A 23,240-nucleotide genomic window follows, 5' to 3' on the forward strand; every position below is an offset into this window, starting at 1 on the left:
TAATTGTTAATAGAAATTTATTATATCACTTTTTAGCTAAAGCAACAAGGTTAAAGCTTTTAAGCCAGTTTGACTTTTGGCCTCTTTCTTCATAAAAAATATCTTGAACTTTAAAATGAACTTTTTCTAAGATTTTTTTTAACTCTTTTTTGGTAAAAGCGTGGTAAAATCTTTGAATAATTTCGTTTGAAGAAAGATGCCAGGGGACAAAGAAATCTTTCCAACCTAAATCTTGATATAATTTTGGTTTTTTTAAGCGCTGAATGAAATTATGAAAAAATAATTTTGGTTGCCAAAGATTCCAGCAAGTTAAAAAAAGATAGCCGTCAATCTTCAAAACACGATACGCCTCACTTAGTACCTTAATCTGTAATTTTTGCGAGGGGAGGTGTGGTAAAACGGCTATCATAAAAACTGCGTCAAATTCTTCGTCTCGAAATTCTAAATTTAAAGCGTCCATCACCAAAAATTCTGACCTTGTCATTGGGAATTTCTTTTTCGCCATTTCTACCAACCTCTCTGAGTTATCAATCCCTACATATTCAATGCTTTTTTCTTTGAGTAAATCATAAAGTCTTCCATTGCCACAGCCAATATCTAAAATTTTATCCCCATCGTTTAGATAAGCCAAAAATAATTTCATCACCCCCCAAGGCCATTGTCTGGTTTGAGAAAATTGCTCAGCAATTTTCTCATAATTTTTCTTTGTCTCCTCTAAAATTCTCTGAGCTATTTCTTCTCTCATATTTTTATTATAATCTATAGAAAATTTTTGAAAATATGTTAAAATGTCTAAAATAAAATTAACTTATCCCCTCTATGACCTTTAAAAAAAATCGTCATTTTCTCAAAGCCTGGGCAACTTTTACCGGAACAATTGTTGGTGTCGGTATCTTTGGTCTGCCTTATGTGGCGATGAAAGCTGGTTTTTTTGTCGTTCTTTTCTATTTTCTCGCCATTATTTTTTTAGCCATTATTGTTCATTCTCTTTTAGGTGAGGTTGCCCGCGATACCCATAAGGTAGCACGCATTCCTGGTTACGCCGAAGAATATATTGGCCCAAAAGCAAAGAATTTTGCTTTTATTGTTTCCTCTTTGTCTCTAGTTGGTGCCTTACTTGCTTATTTGATTATTGGTGGCGAATTTCTATATCTTTTTCTGAAACCATGGTTAGGTGGCTGGCCAATTTTCTATATCCTCCTCTTTTTTCTTTTTGGTGCTTTTTTAATCTATCGCGGCATTGAGATTATTTCTCGTTTTGAATTAGTTATGCTAATTATTTTTGTTTTTCTTCTTCTTTTTTTCCTCTGGCGAGCCATTCCTTTTATCAAATTTGAACATTTTACGACTTTTAATTCTCGTTTTCTCACCTTGCCTTATGGTGTTGTCCTTTTTGCTCTTTGGGGTATTGCTTTGATTCCTGAAGTTAAAGAAATGGTTGAAAGAGACCAGGAAAAATTAAGAAAAGTAATTATTTGGGGTATTTTGACCGCTGCTTTCTGTTATCTAATTTTTATTTTTGCCATTTTAGGCGCCTCTGGTCTAAAAACTTCAGAAAATGCTATTTCGGGTTTTGCTTTTGCTATTGGTGACCGCATTATTGCCATTGGTTATCTTTTTGGTTTGATTACCACTTTCACTTCTTTTATCACTTTGGGTTTAACATTAAAGAAAATTTTTTGGTATGATTTTAAAATTTCGCCAAAAATTTCTTGGGCCTTAACTTGTTTTATTCCCTTAACTTTATATTTCATCGGCGTGAAAAATTTCATTGAGGTTATTGGTTTAACTGGCGCGATTGCTTTGGGTTTAGAAGCAATCTTGGTAATTTTTATCTACAAAAATTTCATCCAACAAAGATTTCAACGACCAACGCCTTGGTGGCTTTATCCATTAGTTATTGCTTTGCTGATCGGCCTTGGTTTTGAAATTATCTATCTTCTTTCAAAATAAAACATCTAATTAATTTCAAAATTCGAAAAGTTTTTCTTAAGCCCTTTTTATTTTTTTTGACAATCTTTTAAATTTTTATTAAAATAAAAAAAATGACTTCGCACAAACAAAAAATTATCAAAATTATTCAAGAACTCTCTCAAAAAAAGTTTCAATCTGGCGAGAGTTTTTTATCTTTGTTCAGAAAATTAACTAAGAAATATCAAATATCACCCCCAAGTTATGTCGAAATTCTCTCGTCTTATAAATTACTGCGATCGCAGAAAAAAATAAGACGTTGTTTATTTTTTGAGGAAATGTTAAAAAAAAGACCGGTTCGCTCTCTTTCTGGTGTAGCCGTTGTCTCTGTTTTGACCAAACCTTATCCCTGTCCTGGCCAATGCCTTTATTGTCCAACTGAAAAGGGCTTTCCAAAAAGTTATTTGGCTGGCGAGCCAGCCGCCGAAAGAGCTCGTCTTTTGAACTATAATCCTTATTTACAGGTTAAAAAAAGGATTGAAACTTTACAAAAAACAGGACATTCAACCGACAAAATCGAATTGATTATTATCGGCGCCTCCTGGAGCGCTTATCCAAAAAGATATCAAGAATGGTTTATTAAAAGATGTTTTGATGGCGCTAATTTTTCAGCAAGTAAAAAATTAACGGAGGCACAGAAAAAAAATGAAAAAGCAAAAAATAGAATTATTGGTATTAGTGTGGAAACACGACCGGATTTAATCAGTTTAAAAGAAATAAAAAGAATGCGGGAATTGGGAATAACGAAGGTTGAGTTAGGTGTCCAAACACTCGATGAAAAAATTTTAACTAAGAATCAGCGTGGTCATGGTTTAAAAGAAATTGTTGAAGCAACAAAATTGTTGAGAAATGCTGGATTCAAAATTTGCTATCATCTTATGCCCGGACTTTATGGCTCGACACCCCAAAAAGATTTGGTAGTTTTTAAAAAATTATTTTCTGATTCAAATTTTCGACCAGATTACTTAAAAATTTATCCTTGTGTGGTAACCAAGGGTTCAAAACTTTATCAATTATGGAAAAGAGGAAAATACCAACCTTACGACGATAAAACTTTAATCAATTTATTGGTCCAGATAAAAAAAATTGTCCCTCCTTACGTGCGAATCATCCGAATCTTCCGCGATATTCCTTCACCAAAAATTTTTGGCGGAACAAAGATCTCCAATTTACGCGAGGTTGTCAAAAAAGAAATGGCAAAAAGGGGGTTGAAATGTCAATGCATCCGTTGTCGTGAAATTAAAAATTTAAAATTAAAAATTAAAAATTTAATTCTGGTCAAAAGAGAATATCAGGCTAATAATGGTAAAGAAATTTTTCTTTCTTTCGAGGATAAAAAAAATGACAAGATTCTTGCTTTTCTTCGTCTCTATCTGCCTCAATCTTCTATTTTAAACTCTATCTTCAAGGTTCTCAAAAAATCAGCTATCATTCGTGAACTCCACAGCTACGGCGAAATAGTAGAAATCGGTAAAAGAAAAAAGGGGGCCACCCAGCATCAAAACTTAGGCAAAAAACTTGTCCGCAAAGCCGAGCAACTGGCAAAAAAAATTGGTGCTAAAAAAATAGCTGTTATTTCCGGCGTCGGCGCTCGCCAATATTGGCGAAAAATTGGTTATAGACTTCAACAAAGTTATATGGTCAAAAATATTGGATAATTCTATTGACAGATTCCTCTAAGGGTAAAGCAGTGTTAATTTTAAGATAATTTTCTTTTTCTTGAATCGGTTCAAATTCTTTTTTTATTTTTTGATAAACTTGCCAATTTGCTTCAGAAATTGATTTCTCTCTATCTCTCTTTTCTAATCTTTTTTTGGCGACTTTTTTAGGGCAATAAAATTCAATAACAAAATAGGAAATTTTTAGTTTTCTGACTAAATCTATAGCTAATTGACGATAAATTTTTAAAGAAAAGGTGGCGTCTAAAATCACCTTCTTACCTTGTTTGAGAAATTTTTCCGCCTTTCTCATCATTTTTTGATAAACTAATAACTTGCTTTTAAAATCATATTTTGGTTTTTGAAAAATCTGACGACGGATAAGATCGCTATCTAAAATTTTCGCCTTAATTTTTTTGGCTAAAAGTTTTAAGCGTGTACTCCGACCGATGCCTGGTAAGCCAGCGCCAAGAATTAAAATCGGTTTTTGCCATTCCTGAACATATTTTCTAGCCAATCTAAAATATCTCTGGCTAATTTTTTGATAAAACAATTTTCGCCACCATGACAAATTTCTTTCCCCCAACCGGAAACTGAGAACTTTACCACAAACATAGGCGCGATAACATTTATAAAATAAAAGCAGTTTTGTCAAATTCTTCTCATGAGAAGATTCAATATATTTTTTGACAAAATAATCTGATAAATCTTTTCGGTTTAAAAAATCTAAATCCATAGCCAAAAAGGCAATTTCGTTGACCACGTCTTGATAGCGAAAACGATCATTAAATTCAATGCAGTCGAAAATATAAATTTTCTTTGGCGTGACAAAAATATTTCTCGTGTGGAGATCGCCATGACAGTCGCGAATCTTTTTCTCACCAATTCTTTGTTGAAATAATTTCTTATTTTTTTTAATAAATTCTTCCACTGATTTTTTAATGAAATAAAAATCTTTTTGAGAAACTGTTCTGCCAATAAATGATCGGGTCTGGGAAAAATTTTCCTGCCAATTTTTTTGAATAATTTTTAAAGAACCGAAATAAGAAATTTTTTTTGAAGTTTTGGCTTTTTGATGAAATTTAGCAACGATTTTGGCTAATTGATCAATGATTTTTTTGTTAATTTCTCCTTTTTTAACCCGACGATCCATTAAATATTTTTGCGGAATTTCTTTCATCTTTAAAACATAATCAATAATCTTACCTTGGCCACCTAATTTTAATTGACCATTTTTCTCAATCAGAGGTATTACTTCTAAATACATTGCTGGTGATAACCGTTGATTTAATTTCAATTCCTGAAAACAAAAAAATTTTCGTTTAGCTAATGTCGTGAAATCTAAATAGCCATAGTTAACTGGCTTTTTTATCTTATAAGCAAATTGGCCGGTTAAAAAATATCAGAAATATAGGTTTGCAGATGTTTAATTTTTTTTACTTTGTGAGGATAACTCTTGGGATTATTGAAAAAATTTATAATTTTTGTCCTTTTCATTTTTCGAAACATTAAAAAATCGCCCAAAAATTTCACAAAACATATGGGCAAAATTCATAATTTTTTCTTTGTCCCCAGCAGGAATCGAACCTGCAATCTTTGGCTCCGGAGGCCAACGTTTTTTCCATTAAACTATGGGGACTATTTAAAATAAAAAATCCCTTGAATAACTGAGATTAAAATCAAAATAATGATAATTAATTCTAAAATTTCTAAACGACGAGCATTAACAATCTCTAAAATAGTGGTCATATTCCCTTTCAAAAGAGAAATTTTTTGCTCTAAAATTGAAATTCTTTCTGGCAATTCAAGTTCTTGAGAGAAATCAAAATAAAGATCATTGTATTCTTTCTTCTCCCAAGCTGTTTCTGGTTTATCTAAAATCTCTAGGTTAGCAATCAAATCTTGGTGAAGAAAAATTGTTTCCTGAATTTCGGTAACAATTTTCGAAATGCCTGGCGAAAAAATTCTTTTTAAAGTAAAGGCTAAGTTTTGAAAACTTTGTGAAAATTCAACAAGAAGTTTGTCAACCTTTCTTTCATAGGCTTCTAAAGCTAATGATTGGGCCAGGAGAATGGCTAAAATTTCTCCGTATTTTTCGTCTTCTTTAAATAAAATTACTCGGTCAAATAAAACTTTATTTTCTAGAGACCTTGTGTCAACGACAATTTTAATTTTTTCAAAATTATAAAGTGACTTTTCTTTTATCAATGGCTCAATCAAAGAAAGAATCCTTTTTTCAAAAATTTCTGAGTTATTAATTAAAACAACGACTCCATACTTTAAAACTAGGAGATATTGTTTTCTTTTCGGATAGACGGCAAAATAAATATAGCTTGGATTGTAAGAGATAACGGTAAACATCTTGCGAAAGCGAGTATAAATTTCTTTAATTTCAAAATTTTTAGCTAACTCAATGGCTTTGATTTCTTTAATCTCTTTTTTTGGTTTTAGTTCCATATTTTTATATTTTTTTCAAAATTCTTCCCAATTGATAGAGTCTATACCAAAAATAGTTAAAAATAGAGTCAAAAGTACCAGGATATTCTTTGATTTCTCCTCCAAACCCTTTTTTAAAACGCGTTACACCTGGCCATTTTTTTTCATCAATCCCCCAAAAATCATAATATTTTAAACATAATCGTTTAGCTTCTTTGATTGCTGTCCAATGTAATAGGTAAGGAGCCATTACATTTCGGTGTTGATGATCAGAAGCGCCGTGAAGATAGGTAGCGGTATCAGCAAAAAAAATCATTAAATTACCGGCAATTATTTTTCCTTGATATTCAGCGAAAAAAAGTTTGATAAAATTTTTATCTAATCGAAACATTTTTCGATAGTAATTAAAAGGGTGAGTCTGGAACCTATCCCGCTGGGCTGTCTGGGATAAAAGCTTTAAAAAGATTTCAATCTCTTCTTCACTTTGACCAATTTTGATTCTCACTCCCTTCTTCTCTGCCAATTTTATATTATACCTTGTTTTTGGATGCATATTTTCTAAAATTTCCTTTTCGGATTTGGTCAAATCAAGTAAAATAGTCTTTGAAGGTTGGAGGTCGTTAATTTTTTTAAACGAAAAATTGAAAATTGAAACTTGAAAATTGTCTAGTGGCTCGAAACGCAGAAAGATAATATTCTCTTTTTTGGCCAAATCGTTAATTTTTCTAAAAAATATTTTTATTGTCTCAATATTATTCTCTCTTAAAATAGGTCCGCGCGGACAATATAGATAGCTTTTCTTTATTGGTAATAACATTCTTATCAGAAGAGTGATGCCAATTAATTGATCGTTTTTAAAAAATCCTAATCGCCAAATTTTTCGACCTAAGCTTTCTTGAAAATCACCCCATTCCCAACTTTGAAGAAATGGCGCCATTTCAAAGGAAGAAATAAAAGTCTGCCAAACTTCTTTTTCTTTAATTTCTTTAATTTCCATAGCCAAATTTTATCAAAATTCTTAAATTTATTCAATGATCTAAAATCTTGACAATGAGAAAAAAAGAAGTTTTGGTAATAAAAAATTAAATTTATAAGAAGGGAGATTAAAAAAATCTCCCTTTCTTTTAAAATTTTATTAATTAATCCTTGTCTTTGACGTCTTTGATCGCCACGACAATGAAGCCCTTTCGGATTCCGATTTTACTTTTGTCCCAAAGGTCAAATGTATCTTGCACACAGACCCAAAAAATGTCTCTTAGAATTTGAGCTTTAGTTCTGAATTCGTAAGACTTAAAGAAAGTTTTGTTGAGGATATCACCATCCCTTTGATTTTCAAACATAGCTGTTACCATTGCTCGACCGAAAGTCATAAAGGCTGATTTCTCCAAATTAAGGCTAAGAGTATAGAGTTTTTTAATATTCTCGTCGGCTATTTCACCGATTATTTCCTCATGCAAAGGATTTACTTCGTCCGAGGGTTCGATGATGTCGTCTGGTTGCATTATTGATAGTTGTTTAATAAGATGGTCAAACCAAGACACAATTGCCTCCTTTTTTGGGAGCTTTGATTGCCCCCGATATTTTCTTCTTCTTATCAAAAGAAGAGCTGGACAATGAAAATTAAAGAATTATAATTTAAAGATATGATATGAAAAATTTAACCAAAACTGATCCAAAATTGGCCAAAATTATTAGAAATGAAATTAGGCGGCAGCAAAATGGTCTAGTTCTAATTGCTTCGGAAAATTTTGCCTCTCAAGCAGTTTTAAAGGCTCTTGGCTCGCCTTTAACTAATAAATATTCTGAAGGCTATCCAGGACGAAGATACTATGGTGGCAATCAATTTATTGACGAGATAGAAAATTTAGCCATTGAAAGAGCGAAAAAACTTTTTTTACCAGAATCAGAGTGGAAAAATTGGCAAGTTAATGTCCAGCCATATTCTGGTTCGCCGGCTAATTTTGCTGTTTATGCGGCTCTACTTCAGCCAGGTGACAAATTAATGGGTATGACCCTTTCTCATGGTGGTCATTTAACCCACGGCCATAAAGTTAGTTTTTCGGGAAAATTTTTCACTCCCATCCAATACGGTCTCGATCCAAAAACTCATCTTTTAAATTACGAGGAAATTTTAAAATTAGCTAAAAAGGAAAAGCCAAAAATAATTGTCTGTGGCTATACGGCTTATCCGAGAAAAATTGATTTTAAAAAATTTGGCCAAATTGCCAAAAAGGTTAATGCCATTTTGATGGCCGATATCGCTCACCTGGCCGGTTTAATTGCTGCGAGAGTCTATCCATCTCCTTTTCCTTACGCTGATGTTGTCACGATGACTACTCATAAAACCCTGCGAGGACCAAGGGGGGCGATCATTTTTGCTAAAAATAAATATGCTGAAGCCATTAACAAAGCTGTCTTTCCCGGCCTTCAGGGCGGGCCACATGATAACAATACCGCCGCGATAGCCGTGGCTTTAGGCGAAGCCCTAAAACCAAGCTTTAGAAAATATGCACGCCAAATTATCAACAATGCTCGCGCCCTTGTCAAATCATTGGAAAAAAATGGTTTGAAAATTATCAGCGGTGGCACTGATTCTCATTTACTTTTAATTGATCTAACCGAGACAGGAATTTTTGGCCGAGAAGCAGAAAAATTATTAGAAGAGGTCTGTATTTATGTCAATCGAAACACCATCCCTTACGATCAGCGTTCGCCATTTGATCCTTCTGGTTTGCGTTTAGGAACGCCTGCTCTGACTACCAGGGGTATGAAGGAAAAAGAAATGAAATTGATTGGTAAAATGATAGCGAAAATAATTTTAAACCCAAAATCAAAAAAGATAAAAAAAGAGATAAAAAAAGAGGTTCAGAATTTAACAAAAAAATTTCCTCTTTATCAAAATTTATGAAAAAGGTTTTGGTCTTTAAAAACAAAAATTATCCGTTTAAGGGCTTATCAACCAAAAATTTATAAATCATCTTTGTTGCCAGCTAAATAAACAACCGCAATATTTTTGATGATAAAAATTAAATTTTTTAGCCAAAACTCGAGATTTTGACCAAAAATTTTTTTTATTTTCTTCAGTCAAAGAAAAGAAATTCAAGCCAAATTTCTGAGCAATTTTATTGCCTAAATGATTGATTAAAAATAATTTTTTATAAGGACTGATGCCTAAAGTTGTCGCAAAGGTATCATAGTTAAGTGTCTTGGCGAGTTGAGCGGTTTTTTCTAATCTCATTTGAAAGCAAATTTCACATCTTTTACCGCCTTCTGGCTCTTTTTCTAAACCTTTTATTTGTTGCCACCAAAAAGCTGAGTCATCCTCACCAGCTAAAAAATCTAAATGATAAATTTCTGCCATTTTTTTTGTCGCTTCTAATCTTCTTTGGTATTCTTCGGGTGGATAGATATTAGGATTATAAAAATAAAGAAAGGTTTTTTCTGACCGGTTTCTAAAAAAATCAGCTAAATAAATTCCGCAAATTGCACAACAAGTGTGAAGGACTAATTTCATAATTAAAAGATAAACATCGCATCACCAAAAGTATAAAAGCGATATTTTTTACGAACGGCCTCTTGATAGGCTTTTAAAAGAAAATTTTTACCGGCAAAGGTAGCCACTAAAATCAGATTTGTTGAGCGAGGTAAGTGAAAATTTGTAATTAAACCATCAATAAATTTAAATTGGTAGCCAGGATAAATAAAAAGGTCAACAAATTTTTTGCCCGCTGTTAACCAACCATTTTTTGCAAAACCTTCCAACGTTCGAACAACGGTCGTCCCGACAGCAATAATTCGCCGTCCCTCTTTTTTTGCTTGATTAAGACGTTGAGAAGTTTTTTTCTCAATCACTGCGAATTCTTCAGGAATGGCATCGGGAATTTTTTCCCCTTTAATTGGTTCAAAAGTAGCGCGTCCAATATGAAGAGTAATTTTCTCAAACCGAACACCTTGATTTTTCAATTTTTGAATTAACTTTTTTGTAAAGTGAAAACCGGCTGTTGGCGCAGCAGCTGAGCCAATTTCTTCAGCATAAACAGTTTGGTACTGCTTTCTTAAAACTGAATCTTGAATTTTTGGCTGAATATAAGGAGGGGTAGGTGTTTTGCCTAATTGATAAATTAGTTTTTCTAAATTTTCTCCTTTTTGGCTAAATTTTATCAATTTTTCTGGCTTTAAATCTTTTATAATTTCTGCTTCAAGTTTTGAAGAAAAAATTAATCTTTGACCAACCTTTAATCTTGGTCGACCGATGACTCGCCATAAATTTTCTCTTAAAGGCTGAGAGAATTCTTTTTTTTCTGGTCTTAATAAAATTATCTCTACCCGTCCACCGCTCGTTTTTCGACCATGAAGACGAGCCGGAAAGACTTTTGATCGATTCAAAACTAAAACATCTCCTTCTTTTAAAAATCTTCCAATTTCAAAAAAATAATGATGACCAATTTTTTTATTTTTTCTCTCTAAAACCATGAGACGGGAGTGGTCTCTTGGATAAATTAACTTTTGAGCAATTAAGTTTTTTGGCAATGAATAATTAAAATCTTCAAGGTTCATATAGATTTTTTAGGCAGTTCTGTTAAAATTTTATCATATTTATCATAAATTTTAAATTATGAAATTACTGCTCGGTGAACCTATTGCGGAAAAAATTTATCAAGAAATAAAAGAAGAAATGGCTAGGTTTAAAATAAAACCTGGCCTAGCGGTGATAATGGTTGGCAAAAACGAGGCTTCACAAGTTTACGTTGGATTAAAGGAAAAAACAGCTAAAAGACTAGGTTTTACTTTTAAAAAATTTTTATTTTCGTCAAAAATATCAGAGAAAAAAATTATTAAACTGATTAAAAGTCTAAATAAAAATAAAAAAATTCATGGCCTTATTGTCCAATTACCCCTACCTAAAAATTTGCATCCTTTAAAAATTATACGTTCAATTTTGCCGGAGAAAGATATCGATGGGTTTCATCCGAAAACAAAATTTATTTCTCCGATTCATCAAGCAATTTTAAAACTTTTATCTTTTTATAAAATTAAAATAAAAAATAAAAAAATAGCAATTTTGGCTAATTCTTTAATTTTCGCCCAACCGTTGGCTAGAATGCTAAGAAATAAAGGAGCGAAGGTCAAAATAATTCTCAAAAATAACTATTCCCCATACTCGCCCGAATATAGAAAATGTCTAAAAAGGGCTGACATTTTAATTATTGCTATTGGAAAACCGAAATTTTTAAAAAAAGAAATGGTCAAAAACAAAGCTGTCATTGTTGATATCGGCTATTCACGAGTTAAGAAAAAAGCCGTTGGTGATGTTGATTTTGAAAGTTGTGCGCAAAAAGTTAGCGCTCTTTCTCCGGTGCCAGGCGGCGTTGGTCCTTTAACTGTGGCTTATTTAATGAGAAATGTTTTAAAAGCCGCAAAAAATTAAATTTATAAAAATTTTTATTACAAAAGGTCTGGTCTAATATAAGTAAAAAATCCAAATTTAATAAAAAGATTATCAAAGCTCAAAGTAGGGTGGTATTATTTCTATATTTTTCTAGTCCTTTTTTTAAAATCTTCATTGCTTCTTTAAGTTTTGAACTTGATAAAACAAAGGCAATGCGAAATTCGTCTCTACCACCCTTTGGCGTGGCATAGAAACCAGTCCCTGGGGCAACTAAAACTGTTTTTCCTTGATCGGCAAATTTCGTCAACAACCACTCAGCAAAATGATCCGAATCTTTGAGCCATGGAATTTTGACGAATAAATAAAAAGCCCCTTTCGGCTCAACAGTAATTACCTCGGGAATAGTCCTCATCTCTTGAAAGACTATATCTCTTCTTTTTTTATATTCGAAAATAATTTTTTTAAGATATTTCTGAGAATTCTCTAAAAGAGGAACAACGGCTAACTGTTCAACCATTGGTAAAGAAAGTCTGGCTTGGGCAAATTTTATCGCCGACTCAATAACTCTTTTATTCTTACTGGCTAAAACACCAATTCGCGTCCCACAGGCCGAGAATTTTTTGAAACACTGTCTACTAAAATTACCCACTGAGAAATCTCTGGAAAATTCATCATTGAATAATGTTTTTCGCCATCATAAACAAACTCACGATAAGTCTCGTCGGTTATAATAAAGAGGTTATATTTTTTAGCAATTTTAGAAATTATGTTCAATTCCTCTTTCTTATAAACAGTACCGGTCGGATTGTTTGGATTACAAATAATGATACCTTTTGTTTTTCCATTAATTTTTCTTTCAATTTCTTTTCTATCGGGCAAATGAAAACCATTTTCTGCTAAAGTCTTAATTGGTTTTAACTTAATACCAGTCATTGAGGCATAACCATTATAATTAGTATAGAAAGGTTCAAAAACAATAATTTCTTCGCCTGGTTGACAAATGGTAGCAAAGGCAAATAGAATGGCTTCACTAGCACCAATCGTCACCACCACCTCTGAAAGGCTAAAATCAATTTTTACCCCCTTAAAATATTTCTGTCAAGCCCTTTTCACTGCAAGTAAACCATCAGAAGGTGTATAAGCCAAAACTTTTTCTTTGAAGTTTCTAATTCTCGCTAAAATTTCTTTTGGCGTTTCTAAGTCCGGTTGACCAATATGAACCTCAAAGACTTTAATACTTTTCTTTTTTATTTTTTCTAAAAGTGGCACAAATTTTCTGATCGGTGAGAATTGGGTCTCCTTAGCGCGAAACAAGATCTCTCTTCTGACTAAATTTTTATATTTTTCAGGCATATGCATTTTTTTGTGAAGAATTGCTGTTTATATTTTTATTGTTTTTTTTAGCCACTTTAAATAATTTCTTTCAACTTTCTCTAATGACCAAGAAAAAATAGCAGGAATTTGATAAGGATGATTTTTCTTGATCAATTCTTCAATCTTTCGATAATTTTTCTTTAAAGTTTTTATCATTATCGCCCATTCTTTTGCTTTTTCAATTTTTTGCATCCATAGATATTTTGAATCGATTGACCAATAGTTAATACAGACTGCTAATTTTTTCCTTAAAATTTTCTTTATTACTTGTTCGACTGACTTTTTATTAGGAAAGGTGGCGTAGACTAAAATCATAACTTATCAATTTAATTGTTTTTCATAGCCCACCGGAATAATGGCTAATGGTCTAAATGATTGTTTTAATTGCAAAATTTTGGCAATTTCATTTTCATCAAAAGCCCCAACCCAACAAGTTCCTAATCCTAAGGCGGTAGCGGCTAAAATTAAATTTTCTGTGGCCGCTGCTGAATCTTGAATGACGTACAGATTCCGACCGCGCTCGCCATATCTTGAAGCTGTTTTTTCGACATCAACTGCAACAACAATGACCAACGGTGCTTCAGAAATAAAATACTGACCAAGAGCTGCTTTAGCAATTTGTTTTTTTGTTTTTTGATCACGAACAACAATAAAATCTGTTGGATAAATTCCACCAGCCGACGGTGCCATTTTTGCCGCTTCAATAATTTTTTGAAGATCTTTGTCGGCCACATCTTTTTTAGAATCAAAGGAACGAACTGAATGTCTTTTCTTAATTGTTTGCCAAAAATCTATCATAACATTTTTAAAAATAATTATTTATCATTTCTTGTTCGACTAAATAAAACAATCGTTCAAAATAATAGATGGATATTTTTATATCTTAACTCAATAACCAATAGCAAGTCGCTCAATTAAAAAACTGTGGAAACCTTTACTCTTCATTGCTTCTTGGGTCCTTTGATAATCATATTCTACCCGATGATATTCTAAAGTCAAAAATTCGTTGTCAAAAATAATAAAACTGGCTTTTGGATTTTGATCACGTGGCTGGCCAACTGAACCGGGATTAATAATATAACGAGAATTTTTTTCAAATTTTAGAAACGTTTTATCCGGCGGAAACCGAAATTGATAAATTTTGTTATCTCTTTTTTCAAAAATCATAGGCAAATGAGAATGGCCAACAAAACAAATCTTTTCTTGAAAAAAACAGAAATTTTCTTTGGCTTGATAAATTTCCATTAGATATTCCCAGATTGGATCACGAATTGAACCATGGGTTAGAATAATATTTTCTTCTGGTTTTAAAGTTAAGGGTAGATTTTCTAAAAATTTTTTGTTTTCTTGAGAAATTTCAGAAGTATTAATTTTTATTGCTAAAGCAGCATAAGGATTAAAAAATTCTACGCCAATTTTTTTGATAACTGCTAAATCATGATTACCAGCTAAAGAAATTATTTTTTTCTTTCTAATCAATTCAATACATTCATTCGGATTTGGCCCATAACCAACAATATCACCTAGGTGCCAAATTTTTTCAATTTTCTTTTTTTCTAATTCAAAGATTACTGCCTTACAAGCTTCTAAATTTGAATGGATATCTGATAAAATACCTATTTTCACTCTTTTATTTTGATGGTCGTAAAAATATAAATCTCTGTTTCAGGATCACACCAGGCATCAGCTGGTAGTCCTGCCTTACGGAGACATAAAACATTTAGAAATTCTTCTAAATTGTAATTAAATTCTTTCGCCACTTCTGGTAAAAAGGTGCCGCCTTGAAAACCGCGTTTGATAATAACACCATGCTCACCTAATTTGATCTGAGAGGGATGAGAAATTTTTTTTAGAGGAGAAAGGATGGAAATTTCGATTTTTATTTTTGATAATTCTTCTAAAGTGATGGGTAAAAAGCGGTTGTCTCCGACAGCCGCCGCCACAGCCATTCTCGCGACTGCTTCCCCTAAAGGATATTGGGGTTCTAAATGACCAATACAACCTCGTAATTCTTCATCTTTTTTTAAAGTAACAAAAACGGCTCTTTTTTCTTTCAGTTTTTCAGATCCACTAGTTTGAATTTGAGGTATTTTTCTATATTTCAAATAAAATTCAATTGAATTTCGCGCTATTTTCAACAATGCTTTTCTTTCTTTTTCTGAAAAATTATTTTCCATTTTTTTAATTATATCTTAATCAGCAAAACGATAAAGACCATATTTTTTGGCTAAATTAATGGCTGCTTGATATTCCTTTAAAATAATACGACGAGAAAGCTCTGGACATTGAAAAGCCTTATAGCAAGGATAATATTGGTCCATAATATTAACAAATGTTTCTTTTGAAATTTCTTCAGCTAAAAATTTCATAATTTTTTCTGTCCCGGCCAAATCATTTGGTAGAATTAAATGTCGAACAATCAACCCTTTTTTAGCCACACCATTTTCAGTAATTAAATCTCCCACCTGCCGATGCATTTCTTTGATTGCTTCTTTCATTATTGCAAAATAATTTGGAGCTGAAGAATATTTTATTGCTCTTTGATTATCGAAATACTTTGCATCGGGCATATAAATATCAATAATTCCCTCTAAAACTTTTAAAGTTTCAACCGAATCATAGCCATTTGAGTTATAAACTAAAGGAATTTTTAATTTTTTCTCAATGGCTATTTCTAAGGCTTCTAAAATTTGTGGCACTTGTGGGGTGGGAGTAACTAAATTGATATTATGACAACCAATTTTTTGTAGATAAATCATTATTTCAGCTAAATTTTTAGCAGAAACCTCCTGACCATAATCTAATTGAGAAATTTCATAATTTTGACAAAAAATACAAGCCAAATTGCATGAAGTAAAAAAAATTGTCCCCGAGCCATAAACACCAACCAAAAATTTTTCTTCGCCAAAATGAGGATGAAAGGATGAAACTTTTGCTTTTCGACCTAAGCGACAAAAGCCTTTTTCATTTTTTAATCGATTAATCTTACATTTTCTTGGACAGATTTGGCAAGGATTTAAAAAAGCAATAGCTCTTTCAACCCTCTTTCTTAACTCTTTCTTCGACAAATTAAGATAAGAAGGAAACATTGATAAAGATTTTAATTTTTAATTTTTAATTTTCTAAATTTGTTAATTTCGTAGATAGCAATGCCAGTCGCCACTGCTACATTTAAAGATTCTTTCTTGCCATACATTGGCAGATAAATAATTTTATCAGCTCTTTTTAATAAACTCTGACAAACGCCCTTGACTTCGTTGCCAACAATTAAAAGTAAAGGAAATTTTGGTCTTAATTTTGTATAGCAAATACTTTTTTTGGTTTGTTCTAAAGCAACAATAAAAAAATCTTCCTTTTTTAATTTTTCCACGATTCGCCAACTCTGCCAACAGTGTTCCCAAGGAACTATTTTTTCGGCACCTAAAGCTGTCTTGTGTATTTTGATATTTAATTCTCTTTCTCTTTCTTTTCCTGTTTGCCGGCTAGCAAGAGAGGTAATACCGCCAAGATAAATTTTATCAATACCAGCTGCTTCAGCAGTCCGAAAAATTGCCCCAACATTAAAAATCGAACGAAGATTATCTAAAAGAAGATAAAATCTTTGGTCGGCCATAAAGTATCTTCAATGTCTTGGTTTTATCTAAATTGCTTATTTTGGCTCTACAGAGAGCTCTTTCTAAAATAGAAATTGATTGATCATATTGTTTTTTATTAACCGGATAAGGTGTACCATCTTTACCGCCATGAGCAAATGAATATCGGACCGGGTCATGAAAACTCGGCTTAGCCCCATAGATTAACTCCGAAATTAAAGCTAAAGCGCGTAATGTTTTTGGACCAATGCCTTGATAAGAAACCAACTCTTCATAATTTTTTGGTTGTTTTTCGTGAGCAATAAATAAATTTTTTATCATTCTTTTTTCTCCTTCTGGTTTCAATGGAATCCAGTGATATTTGGGCATATTTAAGACTCTAATTTTTTTAAAATCTTTTAAGAAATTTTGGAAAGGGGCACGAACAATTTCGGTAGAAATTTTTCTTGTTTTCTCACTCTCCTTAGCTACTAAATTTAGTGGTTTTGTTTTAAAATCGCAACAAACGGCTGAATGTGGTTCATTAACAAAATTAAAATTAGATGAATTAAGAGATAGCCAGTGATAGCGTCGAGCCATTTGAATTTCTGGATTCATTCCTTGTTGAATGACGGCCCAGTCTCCTTGCTTAGTAAAAATGAAAGTATGATGATAAATTTGAAAACCATCTTGTAAGCAAGAATTATCAATTTTGGCTGACATTTTTGAAGCATAAATAAGTTTTGGAACAAATTTCAGAGAAAATTTCTCGCCATATTCCTCAATTTCTGATGGCGCTTTTCTTGAAGTTTTTCCCTTACCGCCAACGACAAAAAGGCCAAAAGATTTTTCTGTCCCTCGTAATGCTTCCTTGATCGCCCCGCAAACAGTTGTACTCAAACCAGAAGAATGCCAATCAAAGCCTAGAAGACAGCCAAAAGACTGAAACCAATAAGGATCAGCAAGGCGAAATAAAATTTCTTTTTGACCAAATTCTAAAATCATCGCTTCAATGATGGCGCGGGCTAATTTTTTCATTCTGGCAAAAAGCCAGCTTGGCATCAAACCCCAATGAAGTGGTAAATTGGCAATTCCTGTTCGCATAGTTATTTTTCAAAACTATTCTTTAAAAATTTTATTTTCGTTTTGATCAACTTTAATTTTAACACCTAAAAATTTTTCCAGAAGCCAAAGATGAGTCAAAAGATGATTAGTTATTTTTGAAACCGTAAAGGCAAAAGGTTTTTTAGTTAAGGCCAGGTATAAGACAATCTGATCAGCTAAATAAGGGTCTAAGACTTTGTTTGAGTGAAAATAGGCTAAAAAATCTTTCGCTGCCTCTTGGCCGACTTTTTCCGCTGGCTTGCCAATTGCGCCTAACGAAGAAAAACCGGCTAGAGTATCTTCGAATTCTGCTTTTAAGAAAATAAACGTGCCTGGAGATAAGGCTGAAATTTTCTCTGTCTTAATTTTCTTAACGATCGTGATATTTTTTAAGATGCTAAGAACGGCCTCTTTTTGTCGTTCAGCAATAGAAAAATTTAGATTAGCCACCGTAGAAAGGCCAGAGATTTTTTGAAGTTTTCCTCTGGTTAAAAAATTTTTCTCCTCAATCTTTGCTGTTGGGGAAACAAATAGCCTCATTCTTCCTCCGCCCCTTGGATAAAAACCATATTTTTCAAGTTTACTTTCCGCTTTTATACCTAATTTCTCTATCGTAGGTAAAAAAACTTCTGAAAAATAATGAAAAGGTGGAGCTAAAGGATTATGCGTTCCACCTATTATTAAAACTTCAGAGGGGTGCTTAGAAAAAGCCAATGGTAGCAAAATAGTTTGGGCAACCAGCGTAGTTGAACCAGCGGTGCCAATATCAAATTCAAATTTGCCAAACTTAATTTTTTTAGGCTCAAATTTTAAAACTTGAGAACCAATTTTTGCTCCAGAAATTTTTGCTTGAGAAATTTTTTCCGCTGCCCTTACTGCTGCTAAATGTTGTGCTTGTAAACCAGGATTTTTTCTTTTGGCCCGGATATTAAAAATTTCAACAGCCTGATTGGTTATTATCGAAAGAGATAAACTTGTCCGCAAAATCTGACCACCCCCCTCACCATAACTTCCATCAATTCTTAATATTTTCCCCCTCATCATATTTTAAAAAAGTTAAAAAATTATTCACAAAAAAACGTATATACCTAAAAGTGAATAATTTTATTTAATTTCTGTGAGTTGCTTTTTGATTTCTTCTTTTATTCTTTTTACCTCTCGTTTGACTGTCTCGGTATTATATTCAGCGGAGTGAGCTGGAGAGCCAACATATGATGGTTTTTTCTGATCTAAATGTAAATTGAAAATTATTTCTTTTGGTGTCTCTTTTTGAAGGTATAAATGAAATCTTGGATAAGAATAAAGGCCAACTCGATGAACAAAGCTTATTTGGCCAGTCTTTTTATCTTTAATTTCTCGGTAACCGCAACGTCTGATTAATTTTATTAAATTAAGACCATTTTCTTTTTGAAGAAGAATTTTCATTTTGCTTTTTTTAAGAGACGTTATTCGTTATTTATTTTTCTTGTTCAATTATTATTTAGATTATTCTCTGCCAGATTTGGTAGAGAATTTGATTTTTGATTTTTTGATCTAAGATTGAATCAAGATAATCTTTAATAATTCCATCTATATTGGATTTTGTACGTTCTAAGTCATCAATAATTTTTTCTAAATATTTCTGACTTTTTGGAATTTTAATTGATTGAGCACCAACCTCAAGCCAAATTTTAAGATAACGAGCCTCGATTTCTGAACGACAGTTAATAAAGTTATTTTTTTTATAATCTAACACCCAACCGAGAGTAGATTTACGAATTTTTAATTTATCAATTTTAGAGGGTAATTTTTTAAGAATCAAATCTTTACGGTAAAGAATTTTTTCTTTATAAAATTTCTTTAAAGTATTTTCACCAATTTTTTCTAAAACAGTATTAATTAATGCCTCAATGTCAATACCAGTTTTTGTTTTTTTCTTTTTATCAACACTCTTTGCTTTTTCAATTCTTGATTTTACTAAATCAACGACTGCCCGATAAACCTCAAGTTGTTCCTCGTCAGTAAGTCCTAAAATTTCGCCCATAATAATTCTGTCCAATTCGCGACGATCAGGTTTTATTTTATCTAAAGAAACTGTCTGCGAATTTTCTGTACCTATTTCTTCAAAAATATTACCAATAGTTCTTTTTGAAATTATATCGAAACATTTTTCCAATTTTTTAATTATATTACCAGACAATTTTTTTATATTAATAAAAAATAAATTTTTTAAATGATCTACGGTCAATGTGACCACTGTTAAAGCGCCTGTTAATTCTTGGCCAGAATTTTCTATTATGAGGCGTTGAAGGGTTGAATTTATAATCGACAAAAAGACTTTTTTATATGAACCATCTTTAAGGGTAAGGTAATAAAACATTTTATCGGCGTAAATTTGACTTGGATTAAGAAAACAAGCAAATCTTTCTCCAATATTAACCCACCATAATATTTCATGTCTTTCATCTGGCAGAGCCCACCACATTTCCCGACCAGCACAGGTTGGTCTTTTATGAAATCCTTTTCGTTCGCCTTCTAAAATATATTTTAAAACATTTGTTCCTTTTAATTCTTTTTTATCTTTATGAATCATTAACACTCGATACTTTAAATCTTTTGGTTTGACAATAATTGATTTACATTCTCGCGGGCTTTTAATGACATAGTTCGGTAGCCAATGACCATTTTCATCTTGATGCATCCAAAATTCTTTTTCAATTTTCCTCCTTTTTATCTCTTCCTCGGTTAAATAGAAAAATTCGTTAGCACCGGTCTTAATACCAAATCGTACATCAGCAATTTCTTTCAAGGGCACTAATTTATCTTTACCCTTTTCCAAAATTTTAAAGAAAATCTCCGGCGCCCGGATGTATTTGCCCCATTTTGAGCCGATATATTTTTGTTTTTCTATATCGAACCCTTCATCCCAAAGCTCTGATTGTCTTTTTGGGTAAATTCGCAACTCGTCATTCTGATAAAATTCGTTATGGAATTTAATTGTTTTTATCAGTTCATCAATTTTATCTAATCTTTGTTTTTGTTTTTCCCAAATATCTTGAGCCGGTGGAATAAAATGGCGCAATGGTTTTAACAAATAGACAAAACGGACGAGATTTTCATCACGTTCTTTTTTGAATTCTAGGCCACTCGCTTTTTCCAAAATAACAAGACAGGTATTGATATCAGCGTCTTCAAACCATCTTTCAACCTTTGATTCAATAACAGCAATGATTTTATAATTTTTGAGAAAAAATTCTTGAAGGCCGGTACCATATTCTACGTCTAACCAGGCATTAGAGACAATAAAACCAAAACGACCGTTATTTTTTAAAAATTTTGTGCCGTGAATAAAGAAATAAGTATAAATGCCAGCACGTTTAGAAATATTGGCTGTTTTCCGAGGACCATAAGTGAGGGCTTTATTAATTAAACGCTCTTTGTAGGTCTTTTCACCGCTTATTTCGGAAATTTCTTCTTGACGAGTATAGGGTGGATTACCAACAATTACCTCAAACCAGCGCGGATGAATAATTTCTAATTCCTTGCCACTCACTGTCTTTAACATTATTTTTCTTACATCCTCTGGCAATTGAAATCCTTGATCTTCAAAACTTAAGAGATCAAAAAAATCTTTTTGAATAATGCGAGGATAGTTTTTGTCAACGCTTAAATCATTAATAGCCAAATTGATGGTGGCTAAATGGGCAGGAAATTTAGCAATATCAATACCCCAGAGATCATTCAATATTTTTTCATGTGATAATCTTTGATTCATTAATTTTTTGTGTTGATAAGCACGAACCAGAAAAGTCCCAGCACCACAAGCTGGATCTAGAATTTTGTCATCTTCATGTCGAAGACAAAACTTTAAAATTAAATCTACAATATCGGGATTGGTAAAATACTGACCTAAAGTATGCCGCTCATCTTCTGGAATAAGGCGTTCAAAAACTCTGCCGACGATATCAAAACCAAGGGTGGAAAAATCATATCTTTTAAGAAGATTGACTAGTTTTTTAATTTCTTCCACTACTTCTTGACTTTCTGGAAAAGCAAGTTGATCAATAAAATCAGTTGTATAAATTGTCTCATAATCTATCTTAAGAACTTGACCAAAATAGCCCTGAAGAAAACTTTTTAATAAACCTCCCTTAGTTATATCCTCTGGTATGGATAGAGGATTGAGTTCGTTAGACCGTTTCGATTGTAAAACATTATAGAAAAGAATTTTATTAACTAAAAGATAAGCGGTTTGACGAGCTGCTTTATCAAAATCGCTATTCTGCCAAGCAAAACTCCAACCTTGGTCGATGAACCATTTTCGTAAATCTTTAATAAATTTACTATCTTTATGCGCTTGATCATAAATTATTGCCTGATAGTAATGAGCCAATTTTTTGATTATTTCTTGAAGTCGCCAAATAAGAAACTCATCAATGGCTAATTTTGGCTCTACTTTTATGCCGGTAGAGATTTGATAAAGATCTTTAAGAAACTTATCAAGGCCAGCAATAATGCTATTTTTAAATCTCGCTTCTTCAATTAAATCGAGATCATTAATTTCTGATAGGTGGTATTTCTGAACAATTTGCCTCTCTTCTTTCTCTTGGGCATTAACTTTTTCAGTATTCCAAAGAATCAACTCTTTAAAATTTGAGGTGGCAAAATATTTTGCTTTTTGACTATTTGCTTTTTCCCAGGCCGGCATTTTCAATTCTTTTTCGTCAAATGGATCAAAATATGGCGGTTTAAATTCCATTTCACAGAGAATTTCTCTAATCCGACGAGTTTTATAGACAGCTGCGTCTGGATATTTTCCATCTTTACTAATAGTTTCTACATCAGGTAAACCCAAATCAAGACTGTTTTGTTCAATAATATTTCTCATCCAATGCATTAGTATCGCCACAGCTGATCTTTCTGTCTTGTGTGATGAAATATCAAAGGGGCTAGAAATTCTAGTCTCGGTTGTTTTAGAAATCTTACCTAATTTTTTACTTTTCATAATTTTTTAATATCTCCCTAACTATTCTTTTAGCAATTTCAAAGGCGGCAGCAATACGAATCACTTTTACATCACCTAAACCTTTAATTTTTAATAAATTCTTAAGTGGTTGATTAGATAAACCTTTAAAAGAATTAAATTTTTCTAAAAGTTCTTGGGCTATGTTTTCGGCTGTTTTTCCTTTGATGCCAGTTGAAATAAGAATAGCTAAAAGTTCGGCATTAGAAAGTTTATCAGGACCAAGTTCTCTGAGTTTTCCGCCTGGGTGTTTCCATTTTTGGACATTTTTTCGTTTTTTATGTCTTCTCATAAATTCTCTTGATTTATCTTCTTTATTTTACCAAAATTACAGAAAATGTCCTTTTCCTGCCCTTTACTTTTTTTGAATATTTTTTAGTTAATAGTTCTGCCGCTTTAATTGCTTTATTTACGATCATTTTGCCGCGGACAAGAGTCGTTGGGCCGGGAATATCTTTAAGTTCAATTAAAATATCGCCTTTCTTAGCAATTTTTTTTAATTTCAAATTTTCTTCATGGTTTCGACCGACAATAATTAAGGTTTTGTCCAACCAAAAGTGTCGGCCAAGTCTTAGAAGTTTAGTATCGTTTTCATCTAAATTACCAAAATTTTCAAGCATCGTTTTCAGTCTTTTTGCAAATTCTCGATCGCATAAAAGACAACCGCCAGCCGGTGCGGGATAATTTTTTAAATTATATTTTTTAGCCAATTCTATTTGTGACACTCGTCGACG

26 protein-coding genes and 1 tRNA gene are annotated in these 23,240 nt (G+C 32.3%); 4 read left to right on the forward strand and 23 right to left on the reverse strand.

Annotation, left to right across the window (positions count from 1 at the left end; genetic code table 11):
- Positions 1-25: 25 nt before the first annotated feature.
- The gene (locus N2259_00660; GenBank protein MCX7778744.1) at positions 26-745 is read right to left on the reverse strand and encodes a methyltransferase domain-containing protein; all 720 of its coding nucleotides are present in this window, start codon (positions 743-745) and stop codon (positions 26-28) included.
- 74 nt (positions 746-819) lie between these two features.
- Between N2259_00660 and N2259_00665 the strand changes: the two genes are divergently transcribed.
- Positions 820-1,953: an amino acid permease gene (locus tag N2259_00665; protein MCX7778745.1), complete on the forward strand. Its 1,134-nt coding sequence runs from the start codon at positions 820-822 to the stop codon at positions 1,951-1,953.
- A 92-nt stretch (positions 1,954-2,045) separates the two neighbouring features.
- Positions 2,046-3,629, forward strand: a complete 1,584-nt coding sequence (locus tag N2259_00670; GenBank protein MCX7778746.1) for a tRNA uridine(34) 5-carboxymethylaminomethyl modification radical SAM/GNAT enzyme Elp3 — start codon at positions 2,046-2,048, stop codon at positions 3,627-3,629.
- Here N2259_00670 and N2259_00675 read toward each other — a convergent pair.
- The 5 genes from N2259_00675 to N2259_00695 form a co-directional block, all read right to left on the reverse strand.
- On the reverse strand, positions 3,613-4,896 hold the full coding sequence (locus tag N2259_00675; GenBank protein MCX7778747.1) for an AAA family ATPase: 1,284 nt from the start codon (positions 4,894-4,896) through the stop codon (positions 3,613-3,615). The two genes, N2259_00670 and N2259_00675, sit on opposite strands and share 17 nt — an antisense overlap.
- 299 nt (positions 4,897-5,195) lie before the next feature.
- Positions 5,196-5,268: transfer RNA gene (locus tag N2259_00680), tRNA-Arg, on the reverse strand.
- Positions 5,268-6,086, reverse strand: a complete 819-nt coding sequence (locus N2259_00685) for an RMD1 family protein (GenBank protein MCX7778748.1) — start codon at positions 6,084-6,086, stop codon at positions 5,268-5,270. Before N2259_00685 ends, N2259_00680 begins: the two co-directional genes overlap by 1 nt.
- A gap of 4 nt (positions 6,087-6,090) precedes the next feature.
- Complete coding sequence (locus tag N2259_00690; GenBank protein ID MCX7778749.1) at positions 6,091-7,062, reverse strand: aminoacyltransferase; 972 nt, start codon at positions 7,060-7,062, stop codon at positions 6,091-6,093.
- 142 nt (positions 7,063-7,204) lie between these two features.
- Entirely contained in the window at positions 7,205-7,567 is a 363-nt protein-coding gene (locus N2259_00695; protein MCX7778750.1) for a hypothetical protein, read from the reverse strand.
- A 146-nt stretch (positions 7,568-7,713) separates the two neighbouring features.
- Between N2259_00695 and N2259_00700 the strand changes: the two genes are divergently transcribed.
- Positions 7,714-8,973, forward strand: coding sequence for a serine hydroxymethyltransferase (locus N2259_00700; protein ID MCX7778751.1), 1,260 nt, complete (start codon positions 7,714-7,716; stop codon positions 8,971-8,973).
- 66 nt (positions 8,974-9,039) lie between these two features.
- On the opposite strand, the gene N2259_00705 is transcribed toward N2259_00700, so the two are convergent.
- A complete protein-coding gene (locus N2259_00705) occupies positions 9,040-9,579 on the reverse strand; it encodes an epoxyqueuosine reductase QueH (GenBank protein MCX7778752.1) in 540 nt (179 codons plus the stop codon).
- A 2-nt stretch (positions 9,580-9,581) separates the two neighbouring features.
- On the reverse strand, positions 9,582-10,622 hold the full coding sequence (queA, locus tag N2259_00710; GenBank protein ID MCX7778753.1) for a tRNA preQ1(34) S-adenosylmethionine ribosyltransferase-isomerase QueA: 1,041 nt from the start codon (positions 10,620-10,622) through the stop codon (positions 9,582-9,584).
- A gap of 58 nt (positions 10,623-10,680) precedes the next feature.
- Between queA and N2259_00715 the strand changes: the two genes are divergently transcribed.
- Positions 10,681-11,493: a bifunctional 5,10-methylenetetrahydrofolate dehydrogenase/5,10-methenyltetrahydrofolate cyclohydrolase gene (locus N2259_00715; GenBank protein MCX7778754.1), complete on the forward strand. Its 813-nt coding sequence runs from the start codon at positions 10,681-10,683 to the stop codon at positions 11,491-11,493.
- 79 nt (positions 11,494-11,572) lie between these two features.
- Here N2259_00715 and N2259_00720 read toward each other — a convergent pair whose 3' ends face one another.
- The 15 genes from N2259_00720 to N2259_00790 form a co-directional block, all read right to left on the reverse strand.
- A complete protein-coding gene (locus N2259_00720; GenBank protein ID MCX7778755.1) occupies positions 11,573-12,103 on the reverse strand; it encodes an aminotransferase class I/II-fold pyridoxal phosphate-dependent enzyme in 531 nt (176 codons plus the stop codon).
- A complete protein-coding gene (locus N2259_00725; protein MCX7778756.1) occupies positions 12,037-12,507 on the reverse strand; it encodes an aminotransferase class I/II-fold pyridoxal phosphate-dependent enzyme in 471 nt (156 codons plus the stop codon). Before N2259_00725 ends, N2259_00720 begins: the two co-directional genes overlap by 67 nt.
- Before the next feature lie 45 nt (positions 12,508-12,552).
- Positions 12,553-12,807, reverse strand: coding sequence for a hypothetical protein (locus N2259_00730; GenBank protein MCX7778757.1), 255 nt, complete (start codon positions 12,805-12,807; stop codon positions 12,553-12,555).
- A 27-nt stretch (positions 12,808-12,834) separates the two neighbouring features.
- A complete protein-coding gene (locus N2259_00735) occupies positions 12,835-13,143 on the reverse strand; it encodes a divalent-cation tolerance protein CutA (protein ID MCX7778758.1) in 309 nt (102 codons plus the stop codon).
- 6 nt (positions 13,144-13,149) lie between these two features.
- Positions 13,150-13,626 carry a nitroreductase family protein gene (locus N2259_00740; GenBank protein MCX7778759.1) on the reverse strand — a complete coding sequence of 159 codons (477 nt, stop codon included), beginning with the start codon at positions 13,624-13,626 and terminating at the stop codon, positions 13,150-13,152.
- Between the two features lie 90 nt (positions 13,627-13,716).
- Positions 13,717-14,454 carry a metallophosphoesterase family protein gene (locus N2259_00745; GenBank protein ID MCX7778760.1) on the reverse strand — a complete coding sequence of 246 codons (738 nt, stop codon included), beginning with the start codon at positions 14,452-14,454 and terminating at the stop codon, positions 13,717-13,719.
- Positions 14,451-15,005, reverse strand: coding sequence for an AmmeMemoRadiSam system protein A (amrA, locus tag N2259_00750; GenBank protein ID MCX7778761.1), 555 nt, complete (start codon positions 15,003-15,005; stop codon positions 14,451-14,453). Before amrA ends, N2259_00745 begins: the two co-directional genes overlap by 4 nt.
- 15 nt (positions 15,006-15,020) lie before the next feature.
- Positions 15,021-15,917 (reverse strand): radical SAM protein, encoded by an 897-nt coding sequence (locus N2259_00755; GenBank protein ID MCX7778762.1) that lies wholly within the window; start codon positions 15,915-15,917, stop codon positions 15,021-15,023.
- 11 nt (positions 15,918-15,928) lie between these two features.
- Complete coding sequence (locus tag N2259_00760) at positions 15,929-16,441, reverse strand: TrmH family RNA methyltransferase (GenBank protein MCX7778763.1); 513 nt, start codon at positions 16,439-16,441, stop codon at positions 15,929-15,931.
- Complete coding sequence (locus N2259_00765; GenBank protein ID MCX7778764.1) at positions 16,407-17,504, reverse strand: DUF763 domain-containing protein; 1,098 nt, start codon at positions 17,502-17,504, stop codon at positions 16,407-16,409. The genes N2259_00760 and N2259_00765 overlap by 35 nt, the downstream gene beginning before the upstream one ends.
- 15 nt (positions 17,505-17,519) lie before the next feature.
- Positions 17,520-18,545 (reverse strand): RNA 3'-terminal phosphate cyclase, encoded by a 1,026-nt coding sequence (rtcA, locus tag N2259_00770; protein MCX7778765.1) that lies wholly within the window; start codon positions 18,543-18,545, stop codon positions 17,520-17,522.
- Positions 18,546-18,608: 63 nt separating this feature from the next.
- Positions 18,609-18,929, reverse strand: a complete 321-nt coding sequence (locus N2259_00775; protein ID MCX7778766.1) for a hypothetical protein — start codon at positions 18,927-18,929, stop codon at positions 18,609-18,611.
- 55 nt (positions 18,930-18,984) lie between these two features.
- A complete protein-coding gene (locus N2259_00780; GenBank protein MCX7778767.1) occupies positions 18,985-22,488 on the reverse strand; it encodes an N-6 DNA methylase in 3,504 nt (1,167 codons plus the stop codon).
- On the reverse strand, positions 22,478-22,798 hold the full coding sequence (locus N2259_00785; GenBank protein ID MCX7778768.1) for a hypothetical protein: 321 nt from the start codon (positions 22,796-22,798) through the stop codon (positions 22,478-22,480). Before N2259_00785 ends, N2259_00780 begins: the two co-directional genes overlap by 11 nt.
- Before the next feature lie 22 nt (positions 22,799-22,820).
- Positions 22,821-23,240: hypothetical protein (locus N2259_00790; GenBank protein MCX7778769.1), on the reverse strand; the 420-nt coding region annotated here is incomplete at its 5' end.

This window comes from Patescibacteria group bacterium, from assembly GCA_026417895.1.
In the GTDB taxonomy this organism is placed as follows: domain Bacteria; phylum Patescibacteriota; class Patescibacteriia; order UBA2591; family CALHIP01; genus CALHIP01.

What these genes read in the sequence shown, in the direction of transcription:
- N2259_00670 (MCX7778746.1), top strand. Translation starts at nt 2,046, where the DNA reads ATGACTTCGCACAAACAAAAAATTATCAAAATTATTCAAGAACTCTCT.
- N2259_00735 (MCX7778758.1), bottom strand. Translation starts at nt 13,143, where the DNA reads ATGATTTTAGTCTACGCCACCTTTCCTAATAAAAAGTCAGTCGAACAA.
- N2259_00665 (MCX7778745.1), top strand. Translation starts at nt 820, where the DNA reads ATGACCTTTAAAAAAAATCGTCATTTTCTCAAAGCCTGGGCAACTTTT.
- N2259_00755 (MCX7778762.1), bottom strand. Translation starts at nt 15,917, where the DNA reads ATGTTTCCTTCTTATCTTAATTTGTCGAAGAAAGAGTTAAGAAAGAGG.
- N2259_00740 (MCX7778759.1), bottom strand. Translation starts at nt 13,626, where the DNA reads ATGATAGATTTTTGGCAAACAATTAAGAAAAGACATTCAGTTCGTTCC.
- N2259_00715 (MCX7778754.1), top strand. Translation starts at nt 10,681, where the DNA reads ATGAAATTACTGCTCGGTGAACCTATTGCGGAAAAAATTTATCAAGAA.
- N2259_00675 (MCX7778747.1), bottom strand. Translation starts at nt 4,896, where the DNA reads ATGTATTTAGAAGTAATACCTCTGATTGAGAAAAATGGTCAATTAAAA.
- N2259_00700 (MCX7778751.1), top strand. Translation starts at nt 7,714, where the DNA reads ATGAAAAATTTAACCAAAACTGATCCAAAATTGGCCAAAATTATTAGA.
- N2259_00685 (MCX7778748.1), bottom strand. Translation starts at nt 6,086, where the DNA reads ATGGAACTAAAACCAAAAAAAGAGATTAAAGAAATCAAAGCCATTGAG.
- N2259_00690 (MCX7778749.1), bottom strand. Translation starts at nt 7,062, where the DNA reads ATGGAAATTAAAGAAATTAAAGAAAAAGAAGTTTGGCAGACTTTTATT.
- N2259_00765 (MCX7778764.1), bottom strand. Translation starts at nt 17,504, where the DNA reads ATGCGAACAGGAATTGCCAATTTACCACTTCATTGGGGTTTGATGCCA.
- N2259_00695 (MCX7778750.1), bottom strand. Translation starts at nt 7,567, where the DNA reads ATGCAACCAGACGACATCATCGAACCCTCGGACGAAGTAAATCCTTTG.
- N2259_00775 (MCX7778766.1), bottom strand. Translation starts at nt 18,929, where the DNA reads ATGAAAATTCTTCTTCAAAAAGAAAATGGTCTTAATTTAATAAAATTA.
- N2259_00730 (MCX7778757.1), bottom strand. Translation starts at nt 12,807, where the DNA reads ATGCCTGAAAAATATAAAAATTTAGTCAGAAGAGAGATCTTGTTTCGC.
- queA (MCX7778753.1), bottom strand. Translation starts at nt 10,622, where the DNA reads ATGAACCTTGAAGATTTTAATTATTCATTGCCAAAAAACTTAATTGCT.
- N2259_00660 (MCX7778744.1), bottom strand. Translation starts at nt 745, where the DNA reads ATGAGAGAAGAAATAGCTCAGAGAATTTTAGAGGAGACAAAGAAAAAT.
- N2259_00705 (MCX7778752.1), bottom strand. Translation starts at nt 9,579, where the DNA reads ATGAAATTAGTCCTTCACACTTGTTGTGCAATTTGCGGAATTTATTTA.
- N2259_00780 (MCX7778767.1), bottom strand. Translation starts at nt 22,488, where the DNA reads ATGAAAAGTAAAAAATTAGGTAAGATTTCTAAAACAACCGAGACTAGA.
- N2259_00785 (MCX7778768.1), bottom strand. Translation starts at nt 22,798, where the DNA reads ATGAGAAGACATAAAAAACGAAAAAATGTCCAAAAATGGAAACACCCA.
- amrA (MCX7778761.1), bottom strand. Translation starts at nt 15,005, where the DNA reads ATGGAAAATAATTTTTCAGAAAAAGAAAGAAAAGCATTGTTGAAAATA.
- N2259_00760 (MCX7778763.1), bottom strand. Translation starts at nt 16,441, where the DNA reads ATGGCCGACCAAAGATTTTATCTTCTTTTAGATAATCTTCGTTCGATT.
- rtcA (MCX7778765.1), bottom strand. Translation starts at nt 18,545, where the DNA reads ATGAGGGGGAAAATATTAAGAATTGATGGAAGTTATGGTGAGGGGGGT.